Annotated in this window: 11 protein-coding genes; 5 read left to right on the top strand and 6 right to left on the bottom strand. The window is 32.5% G+C overall.

Annotated features, from left to right (window positions below; all coding sequences use genetic code 11):
* Positions 1 to 43: 43 nt before the first annotated feature.
* The gene (locus V9L04_RS14405; RefSeq protein ID WP_338790542.1) at positions 44 to 1,747 is read right to left on the bottom strand and encodes a DUF4139 domain-containing protein; all 1,704 of its coding nucleotides are present in this window, start codon (positions 1,745 to 1,747) and stop codon (positions 44 to 46) included.
* Between the two features lie 582 nt (positions 1,748 to 2,329).
* On the opposite strand from V9L04_RS14405, the gene V9L04_RS14400 reads away from it, so the two are divergent.
* From V9L04_RS14400 to V9L04_RS14385, 4 genes are all read left to right on the top strand, one after another.
* Positions 2,330 to 8,353, top strand: a complete 6,024-nt coding sequence (locus V9L04_RS14400; protein WP_338790541.1) for an FG-GAP-like repeat-containing protein — start codon at positions 2,330 to 2,332, stop codon at positions 8,351 to 8,353.
* Positions 8,354 to 8,723: 370 nt separating this feature from the next.
* On the top strand, positions 8,724 to 9,656 hold the full coding sequence (locus tag V9L04_RS14395) for a tetratricopeptide repeat protein (RefSeq protein WP_338790540.1): 933 nt from the start codon (positions 8,724 to 8,726) through the stop codon (positions 9,654 to 9,656).
* Positions 9,657 to 9,668: 12 nt separating this feature from the next.
* On the top strand, positions 9,669 to 10,547 hold the full coding sequence (locus V9L04_RS14390) for a hypothetical protein (protein WP_338790539.1): 879 nt from the start codon (positions 9,669 to 9,671) through the stop codon (positions 10,545 to 10,547).
* 251 nt (positions 10,548 to 10,798) lie between these two features.
* Positions 10,799 to 11,839, top strand: coding sequence for an endonuclease/exonuclease/phosphatase family protein (locus tag V9L04_RS14385; protein WP_338790538.1), 1,041 nt, complete (start codon positions 10,799 to 10,801; stop codon positions 11,837 to 11,839).
* Between the two features lie 77 nt (positions 11,840 to 11,916).
* On the opposite strand, the gene mnmE is transcribed toward V9L04_RS14385, so the two are convergent.
* From mnmE to V9L04_RS14360, 5 genes are all read right to left on the bottom strand, one after another.
* Positions 11,917 to 13,350 (bottom strand): tRNA uridine-5-carboxymethylaminomethyl(34) synthesis GTPase MnmE, encoded by a 1,434-nt coding sequence (gene mnmE / locus V9L04_RS14380; RefSeq protein WP_338790537.1) that lies wholly within the window; start codon positions 13,348 to 13,350, stop codon positions 11,917 to 11,919.
* 550 nt (positions 13,351 to 13,900) lie between these two features.
* Complete coding sequence (locus tag V9L04_RS14375; protein ID WP_338790536.1) at positions 13,901 to 15,136, bottom strand: AAA family ATPase; 1,236 nt, start codon at positions 15,134 to 15,136, stop codon at positions 13,901 to 13,903.
* Between the two features lie 217 nt (positions 15,137 to 15,353).
* Positions 15,354 to 16,580 carry a hypothetical protein gene (locus V9L04_RS14370; RefSeq protein WP_338790535.1) on the bottom strand — a complete coding sequence of 409 codons (1,227 nt, stop codon included), beginning with the start codon at positions 16,578 to 16,580 and terminating at the stop codon, positions 15,354 to 15,356.
* Between the two features lie 55 nt (positions 16,581 to 16,635).
* Positions 16,636 to 17,178 (bottom strand): hypothetical protein, encoded by a 543-nt coding sequence (locus V9L04_RS14365; RefSeq protein WP_338790534.1) that lies wholly within the window; start codon positions 17,176 to 17,178, stop codon positions 16,636 to 16,638.
* A gap of 185 nt (positions 17,179 to 17,363) precedes the next feature.
* Positions 17,364 to 19,454 carry an endonuclease gene (locus V9L04_RS14360; protein WP_338790533.1) on the bottom strand — a complete coding sequence of 697 codons (2,091 nt, stop codon included), beginning with the start codon at positions 19,452 to 19,454 and terminating at the stop codon, positions 17,364 to 17,366.
* Between the two features lie 560 nt (positions 19,455 to 20,014).
* Here V9L04_RS14360 and V9L04_RS14355 point away from each other — a divergent pair.
* Entirely contained in the window at positions 20,015 to 21,547 is a 1,533-nt protein-coding gene (locus V9L04_RS14355) for a hypothetical protein (RefSeq protein WP_338790532.1), read from the top strand.
* The last annotated feature ends 18 nt before the right edge of the window (positions 21,548 to 21,565 follow it).

Here is a 21,565-nt window from a genome sequence, read left to right as displayed (position 1 = left end):
ACTTTTTTGATTTTTCACAAATCATAAAAAACTAGAGTTTTATTTAATTCGTTTCCACAAAATTTGTATCCAGTTGTTTTCCTTTTGGATATTTGATAGTATATTCCAATTTGAATTTCTTAGAATCAGAAGCAGGAATTTCAGTATTCCAAATGACTTGACCAGTTCTAGAATTTAGCTCTCCACCACTTATATTTTCTGTTTCTACTTCAATTCGACTATCCATAGAAAGAGGAATTTGGTCAATGATTTTCACATTTACTTTGCGACTCAAATTATTTTTCACAATAATTTCAAAGGCTTTAGATTCTCTTACATTTGAACCTATGAATTTTCTTTTGTTTTTATCTTTGAGTGTAATTCTTTCAGCTACAATTCGGCTATCTTTTCCTAAAGAAACAGCTAATGTATCGCCTGAATTTTGAGTATCAAGATACGTTTTGCCTACAAATTTATTCTCAAAATAAATATTTACATCGCCTGAAACAAGTTGATATTGCTGCCAGTCTGAAAGATTTGCCATTAAGAAACCTTCTTTATTTTTTCCTGCAAAGACAGTATATTGGTAATCGGTTGCTACTTCCATTTTCGAAACTTCTACAAGTTGTTTTCTTCCATCAGAAAGAATGGTATAAGGCAAACTAATTTCAAATTCGGAAGCTAAAGCCGTTTCTTTAACTGTTGTGTAATCTGCAATAGAGGCTGATTCTTCTACTTCAATATCATCATTATAACCTCCACCATCTCCCCAAGCTGCATCTGCTGCTGCTGCTTTTTCTGCTCTTGCATATTGTGCTTTTTGATCTTTAAATACTGCAACAGGCTGATAAATTTTCAAATGTTGAGCATAAAATTCAGGTGTTTGGGTGCTTTGAGTTGGGTCGGCTGTCGATAAAGTCAAGTTTATATCTTTCCAATCAATTCCTGTGGTTTGGCTTACGTGTGCTCTATAGGAAATTTCCATCGGCTCTCCCACCTCTTTTGCTCTCAAATCATAAATTGGATTCCAAGAAACATGTGTAACTAAATATTGTAACATAAACTCTACACTGACAGCAGATTTAGCTTCCAAACTCACAATTACTTCTCCTGAAGGAATATCAACTGACAAATCAAAACTAGAATTGGTACTTTGATTTAGCATACGAGACAAATCACTTTGCAGACGGCTTATAAGCAAGTTATTTTCAGCTTGTTCTTGATTTGTTTCTCTGATTTCTTTGCGAACTGTCGAAATTCTTTTTCTAACAAAATCTGCCATTGCAGCTAGTTCAGTAGGAGTAAGTGGACGTGTTTGGCTACTGATTTTTTGATTACTTACTAACAACTTTTCTTCATTTTGTAAAATTTGTAAGTTATCAGAAAGCTCTTTTTGATAAGTTCTTGCATTTTGGAGTGAATCTCTAATTTTTTCAGATATTTTCCATGCCTGTGGATTTCTACGACTCGTTATAGTTGGCTGAACCGAAAAAATAGTTACTTGACTAGAATTAGCTGAAAGCTGAAAGCTACTTTCGATAAGTTTGGGGGAAAGTCCTGTAAAAATAATTTCGTTTTTTCCTGCTTTTAGATTTGCTTTTGCCAAGCGTGTAATTTGCGCTCTGCTTCTAAATGCAGTTACAGCTTCAATTTTGCTGGTTACAGGTTGAGAATTTAGGTTTTGAGAGAATACAAAATTTGTTTGTAAACTGAGAAAATAAATTGATGCAACTAGAATGAGGGATAGACATAATTTGGAGTTTTTCATAAGAAAGTAGTAGTTTGATTAATGATTTTAACAAAAGCTCTATTAAAATAAAAACAATAAGATTAAATAAATTGGTAAATACAACCTTATTCTTTTTGGGTTTTCTATCAATTAGATGAAATAGCTCTCTCTATTCCATAAATAATTTTATAAAAAATAAAATTTGGTGATAATAAATCAGTTTTTATAAAAAAAATCAAAAACCTATATAAAATTCAAAATCACTGAAATTTTACTTTCATATTTTAAAAAAAAGTTTTTTTATCACTAAAAAAAGAAATATTGATTTTATGTTGAATTGATAGTAAAAAAAATTAGAAAAACACTTTTTTTTACTTAAATTATAAACAGTTGTTAGCTTCTTAACCATGGCAACTAAGTAATTCATTTTCTATCACTTATAAATCCTATTTTTAAATATGAAACTAATAAGATTACTACAAGTTTTTGGAATTTTGCACTTTTACTTATTCTAACACAAAATTACTAGAAACAATTTGGAATACAGGAGAATTAAGCACCCTCTTTGTTCATACAAATATTTTTTTTTAGTTTCTTTCACATAAAACCTCTTTAAATATCATGAAACAACCTTTATTTTTTGAAGCTGTAAAAGCAAAGCAAAAAGTAATTTTTAGCATTGCAAGTTATTATTTACCCGAAAAGGAAAAGATTAAAAAGAATCTAGTATACAAATTTATTCTATTTATTTCTTGCTTTATTTTCTTTACTCAAAGTATTCAAGCTCAATATACAGAACTCACAGCAGGAGGAACATCTCCTCTTAATTTTTCAAATACTTTATTTGAGCTTGGTGATTTTCGTACAAGTTTTCCCATAGACTATGATGTTGATGGAGATATGGATTTTTTAGTTGTTAATACTGGAGCATCTACTTGGCATTTAATTAGGAACGACGGAGGTGGAAGCTTTAGTGAACAAACAGGAACAACCATCAGTCTAAGCATAGCTAATGCTACTGAATTTCTTACATTTGATTACGATGGTGATGGAGATACGGATATTTATGACCCTGTAAAAGGAACAGATGGTCAAGCTGCTATTTTTCGTAATGATGGTGGGGGAACTTTTACAGAACTCACAGCAGGAGGAACATCTCCTCTTAATTTTTCAAATACTTTATTTGAGCTTGGTGATTTTCGTACAAGTTTTCCCATAGACTATGATGTTGATGGAGATATGGATTTTTTAGCTGTTAATACTGGAGCATCTACTTGGCATTTAATTAGGAACGACGGAGGAGGGAGCTTTAGTGAACAAACAGGAACAACTATCAGTCTAAGCATAGCCAATGCTACTGAATTTCTTACATTTGATTACGATGGTGATGGAGATACAGATATTTATGATCCTGTAAAAGGAACAGATGGTCAAGCTGCTATTTTTCGTAATGATGGTGGGGGAACTTTTACAGAACTCACAGCAGGAGGAACATCTCCTCTTAATTTTTCAAATACTTTATTTGAGCTTGGTGATTTTCGTACAAGTTTTCCCATAGACTATGATGTTGATGGAGATATGGATTTTTTAGCTGTTAATACTGGAGCATCTACTTGGCATTTAATTAGAAATGATGGAGGAGGGAGTTTTAGTGAACAAACAGGAACAACTATCAGTCTAAGCATAGCTAATGCTACTGAATTTCTTACATTTGATTACGATGGTGATTGGGATATAGATGTTTATGACCCCGTAAAAGGAACGGATGGTCAAGCTGCTATTTTTCAAAATACAAACTCTCCCCCAGCTCTATCTTCAAGCACACCTACCGACGGAGCAACAGACTTTCCAGAAAATGCAGATTTGGTACTCAACTTTAATGAAACAGTAACTTTAGGTACTGGAAATATAGAAATTAGAAGAGTAAATGACAATAGTGTTGTTGAAGCTATTGATATTACTTCTACTACATTATTAGGGGCAACTCAACTTACCATTAATCCTGCAAGTAATCTACCTACTGGTATAGATTTGTATATTCATATAGATGCAGGTGCTGTAATAGACACTGAAAGTGAAATTACAGTTTCTTTAAGAAATCAACCAACCACTTTGAATTTTCGGGCTATACTTGTAAATAATCCCCCTACAGTAACCACAACAGCTCAAGCCAACGTAACAGCTACCACAGCCGATTTAGGAGGAAATGTAACTTCTGATGGAGGTGCAACAGTAACAGAAAGAGGAATTGTGTGGGGAACAAGTACAACACCTACTACTTCAAATAATAAAGTACAAATAGGAACTGGAACAGGTGTTTTCAATCAAAATGTAACGGGGTTACCTTCTGCTACTACTGTTTTTGTTCGTGCTTATGCAATCAATAGCGAAGGAACTTCGTATGGAAATCAGATTAGTTTTACTACACTTACAGCTTTTTGTGCACCTAGTCCAGGAGTATATGATTTTGACTCATCACCATCAGGAAATCTAATTGGTAGTGCTCCAGTTGGAACTGCATCTGCTACTGTAGAATGTTGGACTTTTGAGGTAAATTCAAGTGGACCTGTAACTATAAATTTAGCTGCAGGTGGAGGACCTAATCCAGGAGGTTTGGGAGATCAAGTTATTAATCTAACTCGTTCAGGTACTACTGACGAATTAACAAATGGAATTTTTAAAAGCAATGATGGTAGTGAGTTTAAACTTAATAGTGTTTATCTTCGTCCAAATAGTGATGCTAATTCTGATTTGACTATTATAGCATACAGAGATGGACTTAGTGTAGCAGGTGCTACTCTTACAAATTCAAATATAGCAAATAACATATGGTCATTATTTGACTTAACAAGTAATCCTAATTTTAATAATATAGATGAAGTACGGATTACACATAGTGGTAGTATTTATGCAGCAGTAACTATTGACGAGATAAATATAAGTCCTGCTATCATAAATACCCCTCCTACAGTAACCACAACAGCTCAATCAAACGTAACAGCTACCACAGCCGATTTAGGAGGAAATGTAACTTCTGATGGAGGTGCAACTGTAACAGAAAGAGGAATAGTTTGGGGAACAAGTACAACACCTACTACTTCAAACAATAAAGTACAAATAGGAACAGGTACAGGGGTTTTCAATCAAAATATAACAGGCTTGCCTTCTGCTACTACTATTTTCGTTCGTTCGTATGCTATCAATAGTGAAGGAACTGCTTATGGAAATGAGATTAGTTTTACTACGCTTTCTGCCTGTTCTGCTCCCACAGCTCAAGTAACCAATCTATTAGCAGGAAATAACCCAACAGTTAGTACATTAGATGTTGTAAGTTATGATGCACCAACAGGAGGATCAACAGGTTATGTCATTAAAATAAATAGTACGAATGGTTTTACAGCTCCTACTAATTCAGCAACTCTTCCAACAGCAGATTTGAGTTGGAATGATGCAGGAGAACAGGTAATTTATGCAGGTACTTCCACGAATCCAAATATTGTAGTTACAGGATTAGATCCTAGTACACAGTATTTCTTTAGAGTCTATTCCTATAATGATTGTGCAGGAACAAATACATTTGAAATAACTGGTACTGGAGAAGCAGAAACTACCCTTACACTTCCATTACTTGCTGCCACTATTACAAGCATAAGTTGTTCAGGAGGAAGTACAGGAGCAATTGATTTAGATGTTTCTGAGTTTAGTGGTAGCCAAACGTATGCTTGGTCAGATGGTGGAGTTACTACTCAAAACCGTACTGGACTTTCAGCAGGGGAGTATGAAGTTACTATTACTGATGGAGGAACAGATTATACAGCTACTTATGAAGTAGGCTATGATTTAACGTGGACAGATTTGACTGAGTTTACTCTAGTAGATAAAAGACTTACTAAATCTACAGCTACAACTGGCTGGACAAGCAAAGCCTTTTCTGAAGAAAAAATAATTGCTAATGGAGGAATTGCCTTTACAGCAGAAGAAAAAGATGCTTATAACTATATGATCGGACTCTCTTACTACAAAGGAGCTGTCGGATATGCTAGTATTCGTTATGCTATTTATCTTACAAATGCTGGAAGTATCGTGGTTTATGAAAATGGTGTTGTATATGGTGTTGGAGGTACTTTTGGCACCTATCAAAATGGCGATATTTTCAGAATAGAGCGTACAGGAACAACCCTTGTATATTCTAAAAATGGCACTCCATTTAGAACAGTTGGAGGCGTTGCAGCAGGTGATTTAATTGCTGATGCCACTATGTACACACCCAATGGACGTATTCCTCAAGTTCAGTTTACAAGTTGTCCTATTGCTTTAGAAATTACCTCATTTACTTCTAATACTTGTCCTACCGATGGAGCTGGTGCTGCAACAGCAACTCTACTTGGTGAAGCACTTGCTACTACTTATGCTTGGTCTAGTGGAGAAAATACAGCAAGTATTTCAAATAAAAACACAGGCATTTATTCAGTAACAACAACAGGTGTGTATGGAACTCGTACAAAACACGTAGCTATCGGATATGAAGTAGATTTTGAGAACCAAGCAAACGTAAGTAGTGCAGGTAATGTTCTTACAAAAACAAATGCTACAGGCTGGACAAGTGGAGCAAACTCTGCTTCGACACAACAATTAGCTGCTACTGCCAATGGTTGGGTAAGTAATACTATCACCAGCAATACAAGTTCTTATATGATAGGTTTAGCAAAACCAAATACAGCTGCCTCTTATACTTCTATTGATTATGCGTGGTACTTTGTAGGAAACTCTAATGCAGTTCCAAGCTATAATAAAAATCCTGGTACAGCAGTAGCCTACCAAAAAGGAGATGTATTTACAGTAGCAAGAGAAGGAAGTCAAATGAAATTCTATAAAAATGGAACTGTAGTACACCAATATACTATTAATGCTACTGAAACATTAGTCGCTGATGTAGCTATTAATTCAGGCAGTACAGGAGAAGTACAAGTTTCATTTTGTGGAGCAACAGGTGGAAGTCAAACCTATACAGCAGCCGTTACAGGAATCGACTGTGGAACTGGAGGAACTGCTGGTACTATTGATATTACAGCAACAGGTGCAACTTATGTATGGTCAAACGGAGCTAATACAGCAAATATTACTGGACTCAGTGCAGGAACTTACCAATTAGAATTGACCAAAGATGGAATCACCTATAACGCTTCTTATCTCATTGGCGCACCTCTAACGTGGACAAACCTAACAAATCTAGCCCTAAATGCAAATGGACAATTAGACCATACAAGCACAACAGGATGGAACACTAATGCAAACTCTACTCAGAAAGTAATCGGAAATGGGGGAATTGTATTCAATGTAGATAATGCAACTACTTCTTCTTTGATTGGACTGTCCAAAAAAGAGAATGGAACTGCATTTAATTCTATAGAATATGCGATCTACACTACTTCTAGTGGAAAAGTATATGTAGTTGAAAAAGGAGTTAATAAAGGGGATTTTGGAAGCTATCAAACAGGAGATGGATTCAAAATTGAACGAGTAGGTACAGAAATACGATATAGTAAAAATGGCTCTGTATTTTATACTAGCACAAGCGTAACAACACAAGATTTAGTCGTAGATGCTGGTTTATACACAGCAAATACCACACTTCCTAAAGTTTTATTTATCAATTGTGCTTTAGATCTAAGTATTTCAGCTCCTTTATTGGATTGTGGAGTTTCTACTGGCTCAGCTACTGCTACAGTGACAGGAGGAACGTTTGCTACTACCTATATATGGAAAAATGCTGCAAATGCAACAGTAAGTACCACTAATACACTGAGCAACCAACCTGCTGGATATTATACAGTTACAGCAAGTGGAGCATTTAGTAGTATTACAAAAAATGTAGTACTGAGTTACCCTGTTGATTTTGTAGTGGAAGCAGATGTAACAACAAGTGGGGCAACAGTAAACAAAACCACAGGCACTACTGCTTGGGATGCAGGAGTACATACAACCAATACCTTGGCTGCAAATCAAGACGGATTTGTAGAAAATACAGTGGCTCAAAATATATCTTATATGTTTGGATTAACGACTCAAAATACAACTCCTTATTTCAGTTCTATTAAATACAGATGGTATGTACTTGCAAATGGAAAGGCAATTGCAGGATACACGCCTTCTTCTGGGGTAATTATTGACTATCAAGTAGGAGATAAATTACGTGTAGAGAGAGTAGCCAGTGTAATAAAATATTTCCATAACAATGTAGAAATAACACAACAAAGCATAGATGCAAGTGAAGAGTTGATTGCTGATGTAGCTATTTATACACCAAATGGAAATGCAGGGAGTTACAAAGTATCATTCTGTCCTAATCCTGCTACTAGAATTGCAACAAAAGTAAAAGCAAATCAAAATGAGTTTGAACAAGATACATTCAGTGTTTATCCAAATCCGAGTACAGGAATAGTGAATGTACGTTTTGGAACTGCTTTAGTAGCAGATACACAAGTAACTGTTTTTGATGGAATTGGTAGAAAAGTAAGCTCTCAAACCTTTCAAAAAGGAAAAAATGAGTTGAAAATAAATCTTACCAATCAACCGAAAGGAATGTATCTCATTCACTTCAATCAAAAGGGCGCTACCTATTCAAAATCAATTATTATTCAATAGATGGTTTGTTTTAAATATAAAGTAGTTATACAAAACCTTTGCTCTTTGAGTGAAGGTTTTTTTATAGACATTTTATCTCTATTTCCCTTTTGATTAAATTTACTCTGATTTATATATCGTCAGCAGGGCAGGTTTATGAAAAATAGTTGAATTTGTAAAAATGAATTGTGCTTATATTGAAAATAAAGAGTTTGAAGAGGATTTGATAGAACTCATTAAAAAGGATTTCAAAACGCTTGGTTCAGTTTCAAATAGATATTCTTACAGGTTAAAAAGGTGTTTTCATTTATTAAAAAATGGAAAGTAGAATTTAAATAGTATTTTTGTTTTTTATAATGAAGTCAAAACCTATCAAACTCTATTTCATAAAATGAAAAAATATAATTTCGTTTTCTATATGTTGTTACTGTTTATCTGTTTATTTGCTTTTTCGGCTAAAGCACAACAGGCAAGCAAAACTATGCAAGAAGGTCAAAGCTATTTTGCTAACAAAGAGTATGACAAAGCATTAAAGAAGTTTCAGAAAGAGTATAAGAAAAATCCTTCTATAGCAGTAAAATTTTGGATCGCTAATACCTATGCAGAGATGAAAGATATTTTACAAGCAAAACCACTTTTTTTAGAAATTGCAACTACAGATGCACCAGAACTAGGTATGGCATTAGTAAATCTTGCTAATTGTTATGTTTCTTTAAAACAAGTTGATAGTGCTCATTTCTATTATGATAGAGCAATTAAAGAGTTTGCTCAAATGGCAAGTGGTTATTTTAATAAAGGACAACTTCTTTATAGCCAAAGCAAATTTGAAGAAGCTAAAAATAACTTTGATAAAGCTATCGAAATCGAAACTAATAATTGGTGGTATTATCAGAAAAGACTTGAGGTATGTTTTGCTTCACAAGATTTTGAATGTGCATTGAAAGATTTGATAAAAGTGAAAGCATTAAATCCAAAAGCTCAGAATGAAATGAATTTAGCTTATTGCTATTCCATGTTGAAAAAATATGAAGAAGCTGATTCAGTTTTTCAAGTAATTTATAATGATAAAGATGCTTTATTTTTAAATAATTATGGGTTGAATAAGCATAATATGGGCAATAGTGAAGAAGCAAAAGAGATTATTAGTAAATCCTTAGCTATCAAGCCTACTAACTCATACGCATATCGTAACCTTGCAATAATTGCCATTGATGAAAAAGATATGGAGAAGGGGTGTGAATATTTGAATAAAGCCAAATCATTAAATTTTGAAAAAAATTATGGAAAAGAAGTCAATCAATTATTAATTAAATACTGCAATTAAACTTTAAGAAAAATGAAAAATATCTTAATAGTATTACTTACTCTCATACCAATTACAGCTTTTGCTCAAGACAAAGAAAGTGTTGATTTGAGATGGAAAATTCAAGAAAATGAAGAACTCAGTTATAAGACAGCTATGAAAGAAATGGATAGTTCTTATATGGAAATGGATTTTGGAAGTCTTTTCAATTCTCTTTCTTCTAATAAGAAAGAAGGATTGTCAGAATCACAAAAATTATTTAATCAATTAAATAAGGTAGTAGCTGATATGGATTATATCACAACTTTACATAAAAAACAAAAAGGAGTTATAGACATTCAGATGAAAATGTATAATAGAGAATCTGATTCAGAAATTGAAAATGATACGATCAGAGGAACAAAGACTATTCTTAGAATGATGAGTGCGATGAATAAAGGTGTTGTATTACGTGGCTCTGTACTTGAAACAGGAGAAATTCATAGTTTTTGGCTTCAAAGCCGACAAAAGAATTTAATCTCTGTTTTATTTGAATTGCCCAATAAACCTGTAAGTATAGGAGATACTTGGAAACTTGATGTGAATTTTATTACCAATGATCAAAATTTTGAGTGTGATAGTGCTTATAAGATAAACGAAGTTACTTTAGTAGATATAAAAATGATAGATGGAGAAAGGATTGCAGTGCTAAAATATAACGTAGAAGAATATGTAAATGGCATTTTTAATTCTCCTAGTTTTTTTGAAAGTGATGGAAAAAAAGATACAATGATGAGATTTAATCATCAAGCAATTGCTGAATTTTCGATAGATAAGGGAAGATGGATTTCGTATAATGGAATTATGTCTTTAGAAGCAAAAGGAGTAATGAATGCCAACAAAAAAACAAAATTTACATTATTACCAGAATAAAAAGAGAACGATAAATAGTAATAATAAATAAAAACGACTTGAGAAGTTATATTTTTCTCAAGTCATTTTTTTTTGTAAAAAATAAAATCAACAACATTATGGGTAGTGTGTATGTTTTATGACTTTATAGGGCAAACTTCAGAATCTAAATTACTTTTTACCTATTCACTATTTTTTGTAAAAAAGTTTTTTTAGAGATACTTGGTTTCATTCCAATTTGCCTTTATTTTTTAATCTTCTTTACAGAAAATATGAACAAAACATACAGTAACCTCAGAAAAGGAGCATTTTACATAGCTATTGTGCTTAGCGTACTCATTATTATTTCTAGCATTTTATCTTTAATCTATGATATTCCAAGGTGGTATTTAAAGGTATTGGACTTTCCTAGAATGATACAGTTTATTTTATCTATTATCATACTTATCTATTTTGTCATTATAAAACTTCGTTGGAACAAACCTACTATTCTTTTACTTACAGGACTTATTTCAGCAGTTTTGATTCAACTTAGTGTAATGGCTCCCTATCTATTGTGGTCTAAGGAAGTTCCAAGTGTAGAAACTATATCTGTTGATGAAAAAAATACAGTAGGAATACTTTTGGGAAATGTCCTTATTACTAACAAAAACTCTTCTAAGTTTTTAGAAATAATAGAAAAAGCAGACCCAGATATGATATTGGCTATGGAAGTAGATGATTGGTGGGTAAAAGAACTACAAAGTTTGGAAAAAGAATACCCTCATACGATGAAGATACCATTAGATAATGCCTATGGAATGGCTCTTTATTCAAAATTTCCATTGAAAGATTCTGAAATAAAATATTTGAATCTTTCTAAAGTTCCTTCTTTTCATGCACTTGTAACACTGCCATCAGGAAAAGTTTTTAAGTTTTATGGAGTACATCCAGTAGCTCCTATGCCAAGCGACAAATACCCTGATAATGTAGGAGAAATGAAAATGATAGAGGAGAATAAAAAAGAAGAAAAAGAATTGCTTAGAATAGCAGATTTAGTAAAGAAAGATAACTATCCGTCGTTAGTAGGAGGAGATTTTAATGATTTGGCTTGGGGCAGAACAGAACGTTTGTTTGGAGAAGATAACACAAAACTGAAAGATGTCAGAATTGGTAGAGGATTATATAATACTTTTGATGCAACTTCTTATTTTTTGAGATGGCCTTTAGACCATTTTTATGTTACTGAAAAAATTTCAGTTGTAGAGTTTGAACGATTAGAAAGTTTTGACTCCGACCATTTTCCTCTTTATGGAAAGTTTCTTATTGAATAAGATTTGCTAATCATGTTCTATATTCTAAAAAGCGATTTGAGAATTTATACTTTTCTCAAATCGTTTTTTTCATGCTCTTACTTTCCTATACAGAACTTACCAAATATATTTCCTAAAATTTCATCGTTTGAAACTTCGCCAGTAATTGCTCCTAGATGTTCTAAGGCTGTTCGCAAATCTAAAGAAAGCAAATCGCCTGAGAAACCCATTTCTAAGGCATTCAAAACATCTTTTAATGCAAAACTTGCACCTTTCAGACTTTCGTAATGGCGTGTATTGGTAACGAGCGTATCGCCTGCATGGAAACTATCAGCTTGAATGACTTCCAAAATTTTTATTTTTAGCTTTTCAATATCTTCTTTGTCTGTTGTATTGTTGGCTTGTGTAAAAATAGTAGCTGATTTTTCTATCCATTCCTTGAGTTTGTTGTACCACTCAAAGTTATTTTCTTCTTCAATTTTAGACCAAAAATCAGCTTTATTCAAAACAAAAAGTGTATTGATATTCAGCTGCTCAATTTCCTTTATTTCTGTAAAAAACTCTTCTTTTGTAATATTTCCATTAAACAATTCAGACAAATCAATTACATACAAAATTAGCGATGCCTCACTCATTTTTTTTCTTGCTCGCTCTACTCCAATCGATTCTACTTTATCGTCTGTATAACGCAATCCTGCTGTGTCTATAAAACGAAATGCAATTCCTTCAATACTTATTTCATCTTCTATAAAATCTCTTGTCGTTCCTGCAATTTCTGAAACGATAGCCTTTTCTTCATTCAAGAGAGCATTTAAAAGTGTAGATTTTCCTGCATTTGGTTTTCCTGCTATAACAGTCGGAACTCCATTTTTAATAGCATTTCCAAGCTCAAAAGAACTTAAAAGCTGTTCTATAACTGTCTGAATTGTTTTTACTAAGGCTGTCAATTTTTCACGCTCGGCAAACTCTACATCTTCTTCGCCAAAATCTAATTCTAACTCTATCAAAGAAACAAAATCAAGAAGTTGCTGGCGAAGTTCTTTTATTTGAGAAGAAAAACCACCACGAAGTTGAGAAATAGCTACTTTATGTGATGCTGCCGAATCTGCTGCAATCAAATCAGCAACAGCTTCAGCTTGTGCCAAATCAAAACGACCATTCAAAAAAGCTCTTTGTGTAAACTCTCCTGCTTTTGCATAACGAACAGGCGAATTATCTAAAAAATTCTGAACAATTCGTTTGACAATAAAAGGAGAACCATGACAAGAAATTTCGACTACATTTTCTTTCGTAAACGAATTAGGAGCTTTAAAAATAGTTACTACTACCTCATCCAAAATTTCATTTTCAGGATTTCTAATTGTTCCAAAATGAACGGTATGCGTTTTTTGTTCTACTAGATTTTTACCCTTAAAAAATGTCTGTGTATGCAAAATAGCATCAGCCCCAGAAAGACGAACAAGCGCAATTGCACCACGTCCAGCAGGTGTAGAAAGAGCAATAATAGTATCAGAAAAATCAGTGAATTTCATAAATAGAAGTAGAAATATTTGTTGGTATCGTTATGTTAGGGAATGTAAAATGAATAAATTTACACTTTGAAAAATTCACATTACTAAACAGGGTTGAAACCCTGTTCAATTAAAAAACAACCTTTTGTGTTTTTTTATAAAGATGTATTTTCAAAAATAGGCTATGAATTATAAATTGGACAGGGTTTTAATCCTGTTTTTATTAAAATTCCAACAAAGGCTTGTTGATAAATTATTAAAAAAATCTGTATTAAACGTTATCACGGTTATTTACAGGTCTAATAATCAATTAGTTATAGAAAAACAAAACACTCTTATTTTTCCATAGCGACAGGTTTGCAAACCTGTCGCTATGGAAAAATGAACATTACTAAATTAACCGTGATAATGTTTATTAATCTTGTATAATCCGTAAAATCTGTGTTCCATAAAAACTAAAAATCCTTTCAAAACTATTTTAAAAGGATTTTGTGGTTGTTGGTGTCGCTATCGCTAAAACACCAACAACGGCATTTTTCTGTTTTTATAAGAAAGCCTTGATCTTCTACACTTATACTAAATATTTTTCTGTCAAAGTATCTTCTACTTTTCCAGTTTCTTGGTTCGAAAGTGTAACTAGATTTCCATCATCTAATGTCAAAACATTTACATCTTCACTTTTGAGAAGTTTTCCTTTTCCTACAATTTTGTTGAGTGTATCTACCATTTGAGAAGAATGTGTAGAGAAAACAAGTTGATTTTCAGGATGAGAAGTAGCAAACCAAACCAAAAACTCAGTAAGAGTTTCATGTAAATCTGTTCGTACTTGTGCTTCAGGGTGTTCGATAAAGCGCAAAACAGGTTTCTGACGAAGAGCAGCCAAAAACAAATCTTGAATCATACGGATAAGTTCTTGTTGATGCGTTGAAGCGTTTTGAAGATATACGTATTTTTCAGGAAGCTCATAAAATATTTTTTCTCCAAAAGTATCTGTCTGATATGTTCCTTGAAGAAGCTGAGCAATTTGTGTGCTTGTCGAATCTATTGTCAGATTTGCATCTGTACTAAATTTCATAACATCAAAAAATACATCTTTTAGCGTTGCATTTCTTTTAAAAACAGGAAGTACATTATTTTTGATATGCTGTACAAAACGCAAATGAAAAAGTTCGTGTTCGGAATCGAAACGTAAAAATCCTTTGCTTTTAAGTGTTTGTTCCATTTCATCAAAAAGCGTTTGAACACGATTTCCGATAGCAAACCAAACACTTCTATTATTTGGAATATAAAGTTCTTGTGTATTATCTCCAAAAACAATATTTAATCTAGCTCTGAGCGCATCTAAAACTTCTTGCCATTCTGTCGAAGTGCTATCTAAACCTTTATTTTTGAGTTCTACTAATTCTTCAACAGCAGCAAAAGAGTTATCTAATATTTTATCTCCAAAATCATCTACAAAAAATAAATCTAAATCATTATTATCATTGATATAAAAACAAACTAACTCGCCAGAAGGTGTATAATAATCAATTGTAAAATCTGCTAAGTGTCTTGTAGAACCAAAATGATGAACAAAAGCAATTCGGACAGCTTGTTTCATACGTCCAAAGAAATTGTGTCTAAAAATCTGTGGTGCATTAGCAGAAACTTCGTTTATAATTTCGTCTTGTAAGTGATGCATAAAATAAGCTACTTTCATAAGTGTACTTTTCCCACAAGTATGTTCGCCTACAATGACATTAAACTTACGCAAATAAAGGTCTGCTTCTTTAATCTGTTTAAAATTCTTGATGTGTATTCTTTCCATAATCTATCAAAATAAATAGTAAATAAATAATGAGTTCAAGCAAATGCTAATACAATCACTTTTCTGTATCTTTGAATATTAAAATTAATAATCTATCAAAGACAAATATAAACTAAATTTTGCAAATGTAAAAAAAACTGTTTTTCATCTAAAACTGATTCAATCTAATTTCTAAAAACTGATATTCTAATGGATTTTGAAATTATAGGTGAATATATTATTTTTCTCCTGTCAAGTATCTTCTCATTTCTTTTTCTAATAGTAATCGTTCTCCCATTGTTAATGATTCTATATCAATCAAGATACGGTAATCCATGGGTGCGCCTTGTGCTTTTTTGAAAAGTGTATTTACAGCATCTATAGGTTCAACAATATTACTCATTATCAAAACCAAACCTTGTGCTGTCACCATGGTTAGTTGTCCATCAGTTGGATTGACTGAATTCATGATAGGCAAAAGCTCATTGATATCTGCTTTAGGCGTTATTTGTTCGAAGGCTTTTATCCCAAAAAGACGAGTAGAATATGAAATATTGCTTTCCCTAAACTCAATCTGTGTTTTACTAAATGAGGCTGACAAAACAAAACCTATCCAAACAACACCAGCAATTATAAAAGAGGAGTAAAAAAGAGCAAAGGCAATTCCAAATCCTTTTTTGGGAAGTACCCAATTTTGTAATAAAAATAAACCTCCAAAAGTCAGAATACCTACCAAAGCAATCCAAAAGACATTATAGGTGTTGTTCCAAATAGCCATATCATCGTTTCCTTGTCTAACAATACTGATATTTATAGGACGTGGAAGATCATAAGTAGGCTCTGTTATTTGCACAGAATCTGGCAATAAAGAGATTTCCATGAGTGGGTATGCATAAGCAATTTCGACATTATCAGCATTGAGAAACTGCCTAGAAAAATTTGCATAACTTTTATCTTCTGGATTGCTAACCAAATGGACAGGAAAGGAAACAGTTGTTCGAAGTTTGTTCACTAAATCTTTCAAAACCGTTTTTTCACTATAAATTCCTAATTCAATGGGTTGCAATCCCCAACGGACTAGCGAAATACTGAGCGTAAGTTCTTCTCTAGAAAATAGTTTTCCTTGTCGGATTGTCCAATCACGCATCACTTCAATATGACTAAAGTTATCGAAAGGAATTGATGTCTTGACTTCTTCACCAAAATATTTGCGTTCCAAAACTATGAGTGCTGACTGTTCTTTGTCTATTATTACTTTCTTTGTTTTGCCCACTTTCAAATCCATTACTCCTAAAGCCATTAAAGTAAGACCAAAAATCAACCAAAAAAAACGTATTTTTTTATATATTTTCCTAAAAAATATAAGTCCTATAAAGACACAAAAAAAACCTACTCCAATAACTGCATAAGCAGGAACAAGAGAAGAGATAAAAATAATTTGATTATCGGTATAAATCGTATCCATTAGAACCAATTAAAAATTAAAAATTACGTATAAACAGTCTCAAAACTCTATTTAGTTAATTAAAAGGCACAATTACAAAACGATTGGGCTTCAGTTCCTTATTAAACGTTTTGAGTAGGCTAGAATCGTTTAAATTGTGATAATATTTTTTGGCAATGCTTGTCCAAGTTTGTTTTTTTTCTACAAAATGCACGCCCTTGATAGGAACAATATACCACATTTCACCCAAAACTCTATTACTTTTTATTGATTCTGAATTTTCAATATTAAAAGCACGAGCCAAGTTAGACGAAGAACCATATCTTCTTTCCGAATCTTTATAGAGTGCATACAATCTAAAATTTTGAGCATCGTAGGCATCAAAATAATTATCGTATACTTTTCGGTGCATCAGTGAATCTGAAATGCGTCTTTGTTCTACTTTTTCCTCAAACTCCAAAGCCAAATTTTGACTACTGGTTCTAAGGCTATCTAATTCTGCATTTAAAGCCTCATTTTCTTGTTGCCAAGCAGCTTTTTGTATCAAAAAAAGAAAAATAAGAAAGAGTGTAAGCCCAAAGACACTCAAAATAGTAATAATAGTAGTACGCTGACCCACAAAAAAGAAATTAAAATTTGTTGTATGAAATAGATCTAAAATAATAAGGCAAGATAAGAGACTGTTAGCAGAAATTCAAACCTTATTTTTTGAAAAAAAATTTCAATAAAAATAATAGCACAAGAAAAACGCCTCACTTCAAAAAAGTAAGGCGTTTATAATCCACTAAAATTAATTGCTATTACTTAATTTTTAACCACTCTATTTGTGAAACGAAAATCTTTTCCTGTAATTTCCACAATATAAAGTCCTGTTTTCAAGCGATTGGTAGGAAGTGTAATTTCTTCATTTCCATTTACAAAAACAGTTTGGAATGAAACTTCTTTTCCTTGATTATTAAATATACGAACTACTACATCTTGAGATTCAATAACAGATACTTGGAGTTTTGCATCTTGTGTAGTTGGGTTTGGGAAGATTTTAAATTCATTTACTGTATTTTGAATTGTCGTTTCTTCATTTTTTTTATCATTATTGTTACCAGCAGAAATTTTTGCCGTTCCTGTAATATTGATATGATAATCTTCTACTTCGCCATAACTAAATGTTTCACAAGAAGAAGAATTTGCATTGTATTTCATCGCAACACGCATACGAGTAGTTCCAGTTGAAGCTGTTGAAGGAACACTAATTGTTCCACTTACAGAGGAAGCATTTCCAGCCGAACGAGAATAAACTGTTTCATTGCTATCATTAAAATCGCCATCTCTGTTCCAGTCAATAAAGACTGTATACGCCTCATTATAAATCGTTCCAGCCCAAGCAGGATAAATAGTAATTGTTTGACTACTTCCTTTGCTTACTGTTGTGCTAAGATTTGTATAATCTCTGTATCCACCATTCGAACCCGAAGTATTATTGATTGAACCAAAAACTACTCGTTGAATCCATTCATCGGCAACACTGTTTCCTTTTGATGAACAGTAACCTGTAGGAGCAGAAGTATTTCCACCTCCTGTATCTCCTCCTCCAGTTGAGCCACCACTTACTGTATGATTTCCTGTGTAAGTAAATGTATCTTGTGAATATGAAGTCCATTCAGAAGTTGTATATGTTGTATTTCCAGTTGTTATAGTAGGCTTTCTAACCAAAGTAACATTCGCTCCAAAAGTAGCCGAACTATTAAAAACACCAACACCATCAATCAAAGAATTATTTTTAAAGAGTGCAACAGCATCATTTCCATTAAAAGTAACTGCACTAGAAGAAGTCACTAAATCAGCTTTTGCTTTAAGTGTTGAAGAAGCCGAAGAATAAACGATTACATACGTCTGACCTGCTGCCAAACTACCACTTAATGAAAGTTGAGAACCCCAGCTTCCAGAACCATTTGATTGTTTTTGAATAGAATAAGAAGAAAGACTAACCGAAGAAGAAGTTGGATTATAGATTTCTAAACCTTTATTGTTAGAAGAACCTTCAATATATTCAGAGATAAACAGTTCTGACCCTGTTGGTGGCGTTCCACCTCCAGTATCTCCACCTGTGTCTCCTCCACCTGTTCCACCACCAGATAAACTCCAAGCAATTGCTACTGTTTGAGGATAATCAATATATGGATTACGGTCGCCTTGATATTGTTCGATTTTATTATTTCTGTCTATTTCAGCAGCATCAACTGGGTCAGACAAATGCCATTGATACAAAACGTTAATATCTGCAACTTGACTCATTGAACCTGCTTGTGTTGGATACATGGTATAAAAATAGAAAATTGCACGAGCAGTATTTCCTTTTTGGTCTTCACGAGGCTCAAATGTTTGATTTGCATATTCGCTATACGCATTGATATTTGAGTTGGGAACAGAAGTTTGTTGTGAAGAATTATACATCCATTTTTCAGTTTGAGAATCATTTATTTCTGCAAACGGATAATTTGAGCGTGTACCATTCCAATCTACATAAGTAGGAAACAAATGATGAATATCTGAAACCATTGGTTCGGCTTTTCCAAAGAAACTTTGAGGCACTGTATGTTCACAGTTGATAGGCATTGGGTTTGTGCCTGTTCCTCCATACGTCCAAGGCTGTACAAAACCTGAATAAACACAGGTAATTGAGTTATTTTTATTATCAATATTGTTGTACATATATCTTCTTGCTGTAGAATAGCCTAAAGTATTGTGTTTTCCATCATGATAATTTTGTTTGTACCAAGTTCTTAAAGCAGAACCAGATAGATTAGAAGGAGGTGGTGTTTGTGCTTGTACAGAAAAAGTAAAGCCAATAAAAATTAATAAAACAGAGATAAATTGAAAGTGTAAATTCTTAGTCATTTTTGAAAAGGGAAAGGGAACTTTGTAAATAAATTTTTATAGTAAAAGGGATATAAGAATTATGAAAATGTTTTTTGTAATTCTAATATTCCCAAAACTAGTCCCTTTGCTTTGCGCTTGCAATCAAAAAACAGTTAAGATAGTAAAGTGATTTTTATGTAAGAATTAGAATATTTTATTAGAGGTATGAGATAAATTCGTAAAGTTTTGTTATTAATTTGTTCATAGTAAAAGGGTTGATTACTAAGAAGTTAATGCGAACTTTGTAAAGTAAAAAATAGCTTAAAATACACTCAAAAGACTTCAAGTAACTTTTTTTTTAATTAGTATAGAAAATAATTACTGAATTTTGTGTGAACAAATTGTTAATTAAATCGCATATTATTATTTTTCAATTTTGATAAAAAACAACATAATAGTAAAGCGATTTTAACATTAACAACTATTTAATTTTGTATTTTTTGATTAATTCAGAATTCATATTCATTAATTTTGCCCTAAAATCAACTCTACTTTGATAATATTTGTATCTCTACAAGCAATCTAGAAATTAAAAAAAAATGGATTTACTCCTTGAACTCGCTTTTATTCTTTCCAAATATCCTCTCAAATCTTTAGACCAAGTTTTGCCTAGAGACTCCAAAATGAGAAAACTCTTTGATGCTGTTTCAAAAGGAATTATTCAAAGTGATGAAGAGGCTTCTCATTTTTTATATGAAACTTCGCCTTCTGATAAGCGTTATCTGATGCTCAAAAGAAATTTAATCAACAAACTTTTTGAGCTTCTGCTTTCTAGTGATTTGGAGGTTGAAAAAAAGATACGAAAAAGCAAGCGAAAAGATATTTTTAATCAAGAAGAAACCAAGTTTTTAGCAAATCAGTATTTGATTATTGCAGATAAATTACTCATTCAAAATGTCTATCATAATGCCGAAAAAATAATTGAAAGAGTTCGCCAAAAGGCAAAAGAATATCATTTGATAGAAACAGAATGGGAATGTGTACGTAAACTTCGTACTATTTATGCCTTAAAAGGATTTGCCAATGAAACCGAAAAATATACGTTGGAAGCCCAAGAGTTGAGAGAAGAAATGATTTTTTTGGATAATCTAAAAAGCTATTGGGAAGTGATGCAGGCTAAAACCAAATTTTTTATCGGACAATATTCTGAATGGGAAGCAGAAGCATACGCAGCCGAAAAACTAACTGAAAAATATTATAAAAAATCTGAGCAAAACGAAAAAAACACACATCCACTTGCTAAATTATATGGTTTTCGCTTCAGAAATACTCGTCTTTTACAAAGCCAACCCAAACTAGAAGATTTGCAAAAAAACACAAACGATTGGCAAGAACATTTTCAGACTTATCCTCATCTAAATACGCCCACACGCAATTTAGAACTTTTGATTGCCCAAATTTATACATATCGTTATGCAGGAGAATTTTCACAAGCCTTACAATTAATAAAAAAGGCAACCAAACTCACAACGTATCAAGCCTTTAATAAATTTAAGATTCAAGAGCTTTATTTTGATACACTTTTAAAAATAAACGAACCCAAACACGGTTACAAGCAAGCTGCTCTTATTTTATTAGAAGTTGTTGAAACGCCACAATTTGAAAGGCTTGATAAATGGGACAAATCTTCGTGGAGATTGCGTGAAGCCTATTTATTTTTGATTTTAGAAGACAAAGACCCAAAACTAGTAAAGAAATTCACACCTAATTTTTATAGAAAAAATCTACTCTTACAACTTCCCGACGAACCAATTACAAAAGATAAAACAGGCTATAATATCATCCGAATTTGGATAAAATTATTGTTTTTGTTTTATACTGGAATGGAAGATTTTATTTCAGAATCAAATAATTTTAGAAATTATTATCAGCGTCATTTAAAAGATTCGAAAGATGAGCGTTTGCGTCAATTTGTTTTATATTTAATAAAATTGGCTCAAAATGACTTTAATATTACTTTTTTGGAAGAGAATAAATTAGAACTACCAAAAGAAAATTATAATTTTACAGAGTTTGGTTGTTATGAAAGAATGGAAGAGTTGATTTTGAACCTTTGTAAGAAGATAGTTTAAGTTTTATTTTCTGTTTTG

This window comes from Bernardetia sp. MNP-M8 (genome assembly GCF_037126285.1).
Taxonomy (GTDB): Bacteria; Bacteroidota; Bacteroidia; order Cytophagales; family Bernardetiaceae; genus Bernardetia.
This window is presented reverse-complemented; position numbering and strand designations above follow the sequence as displayed.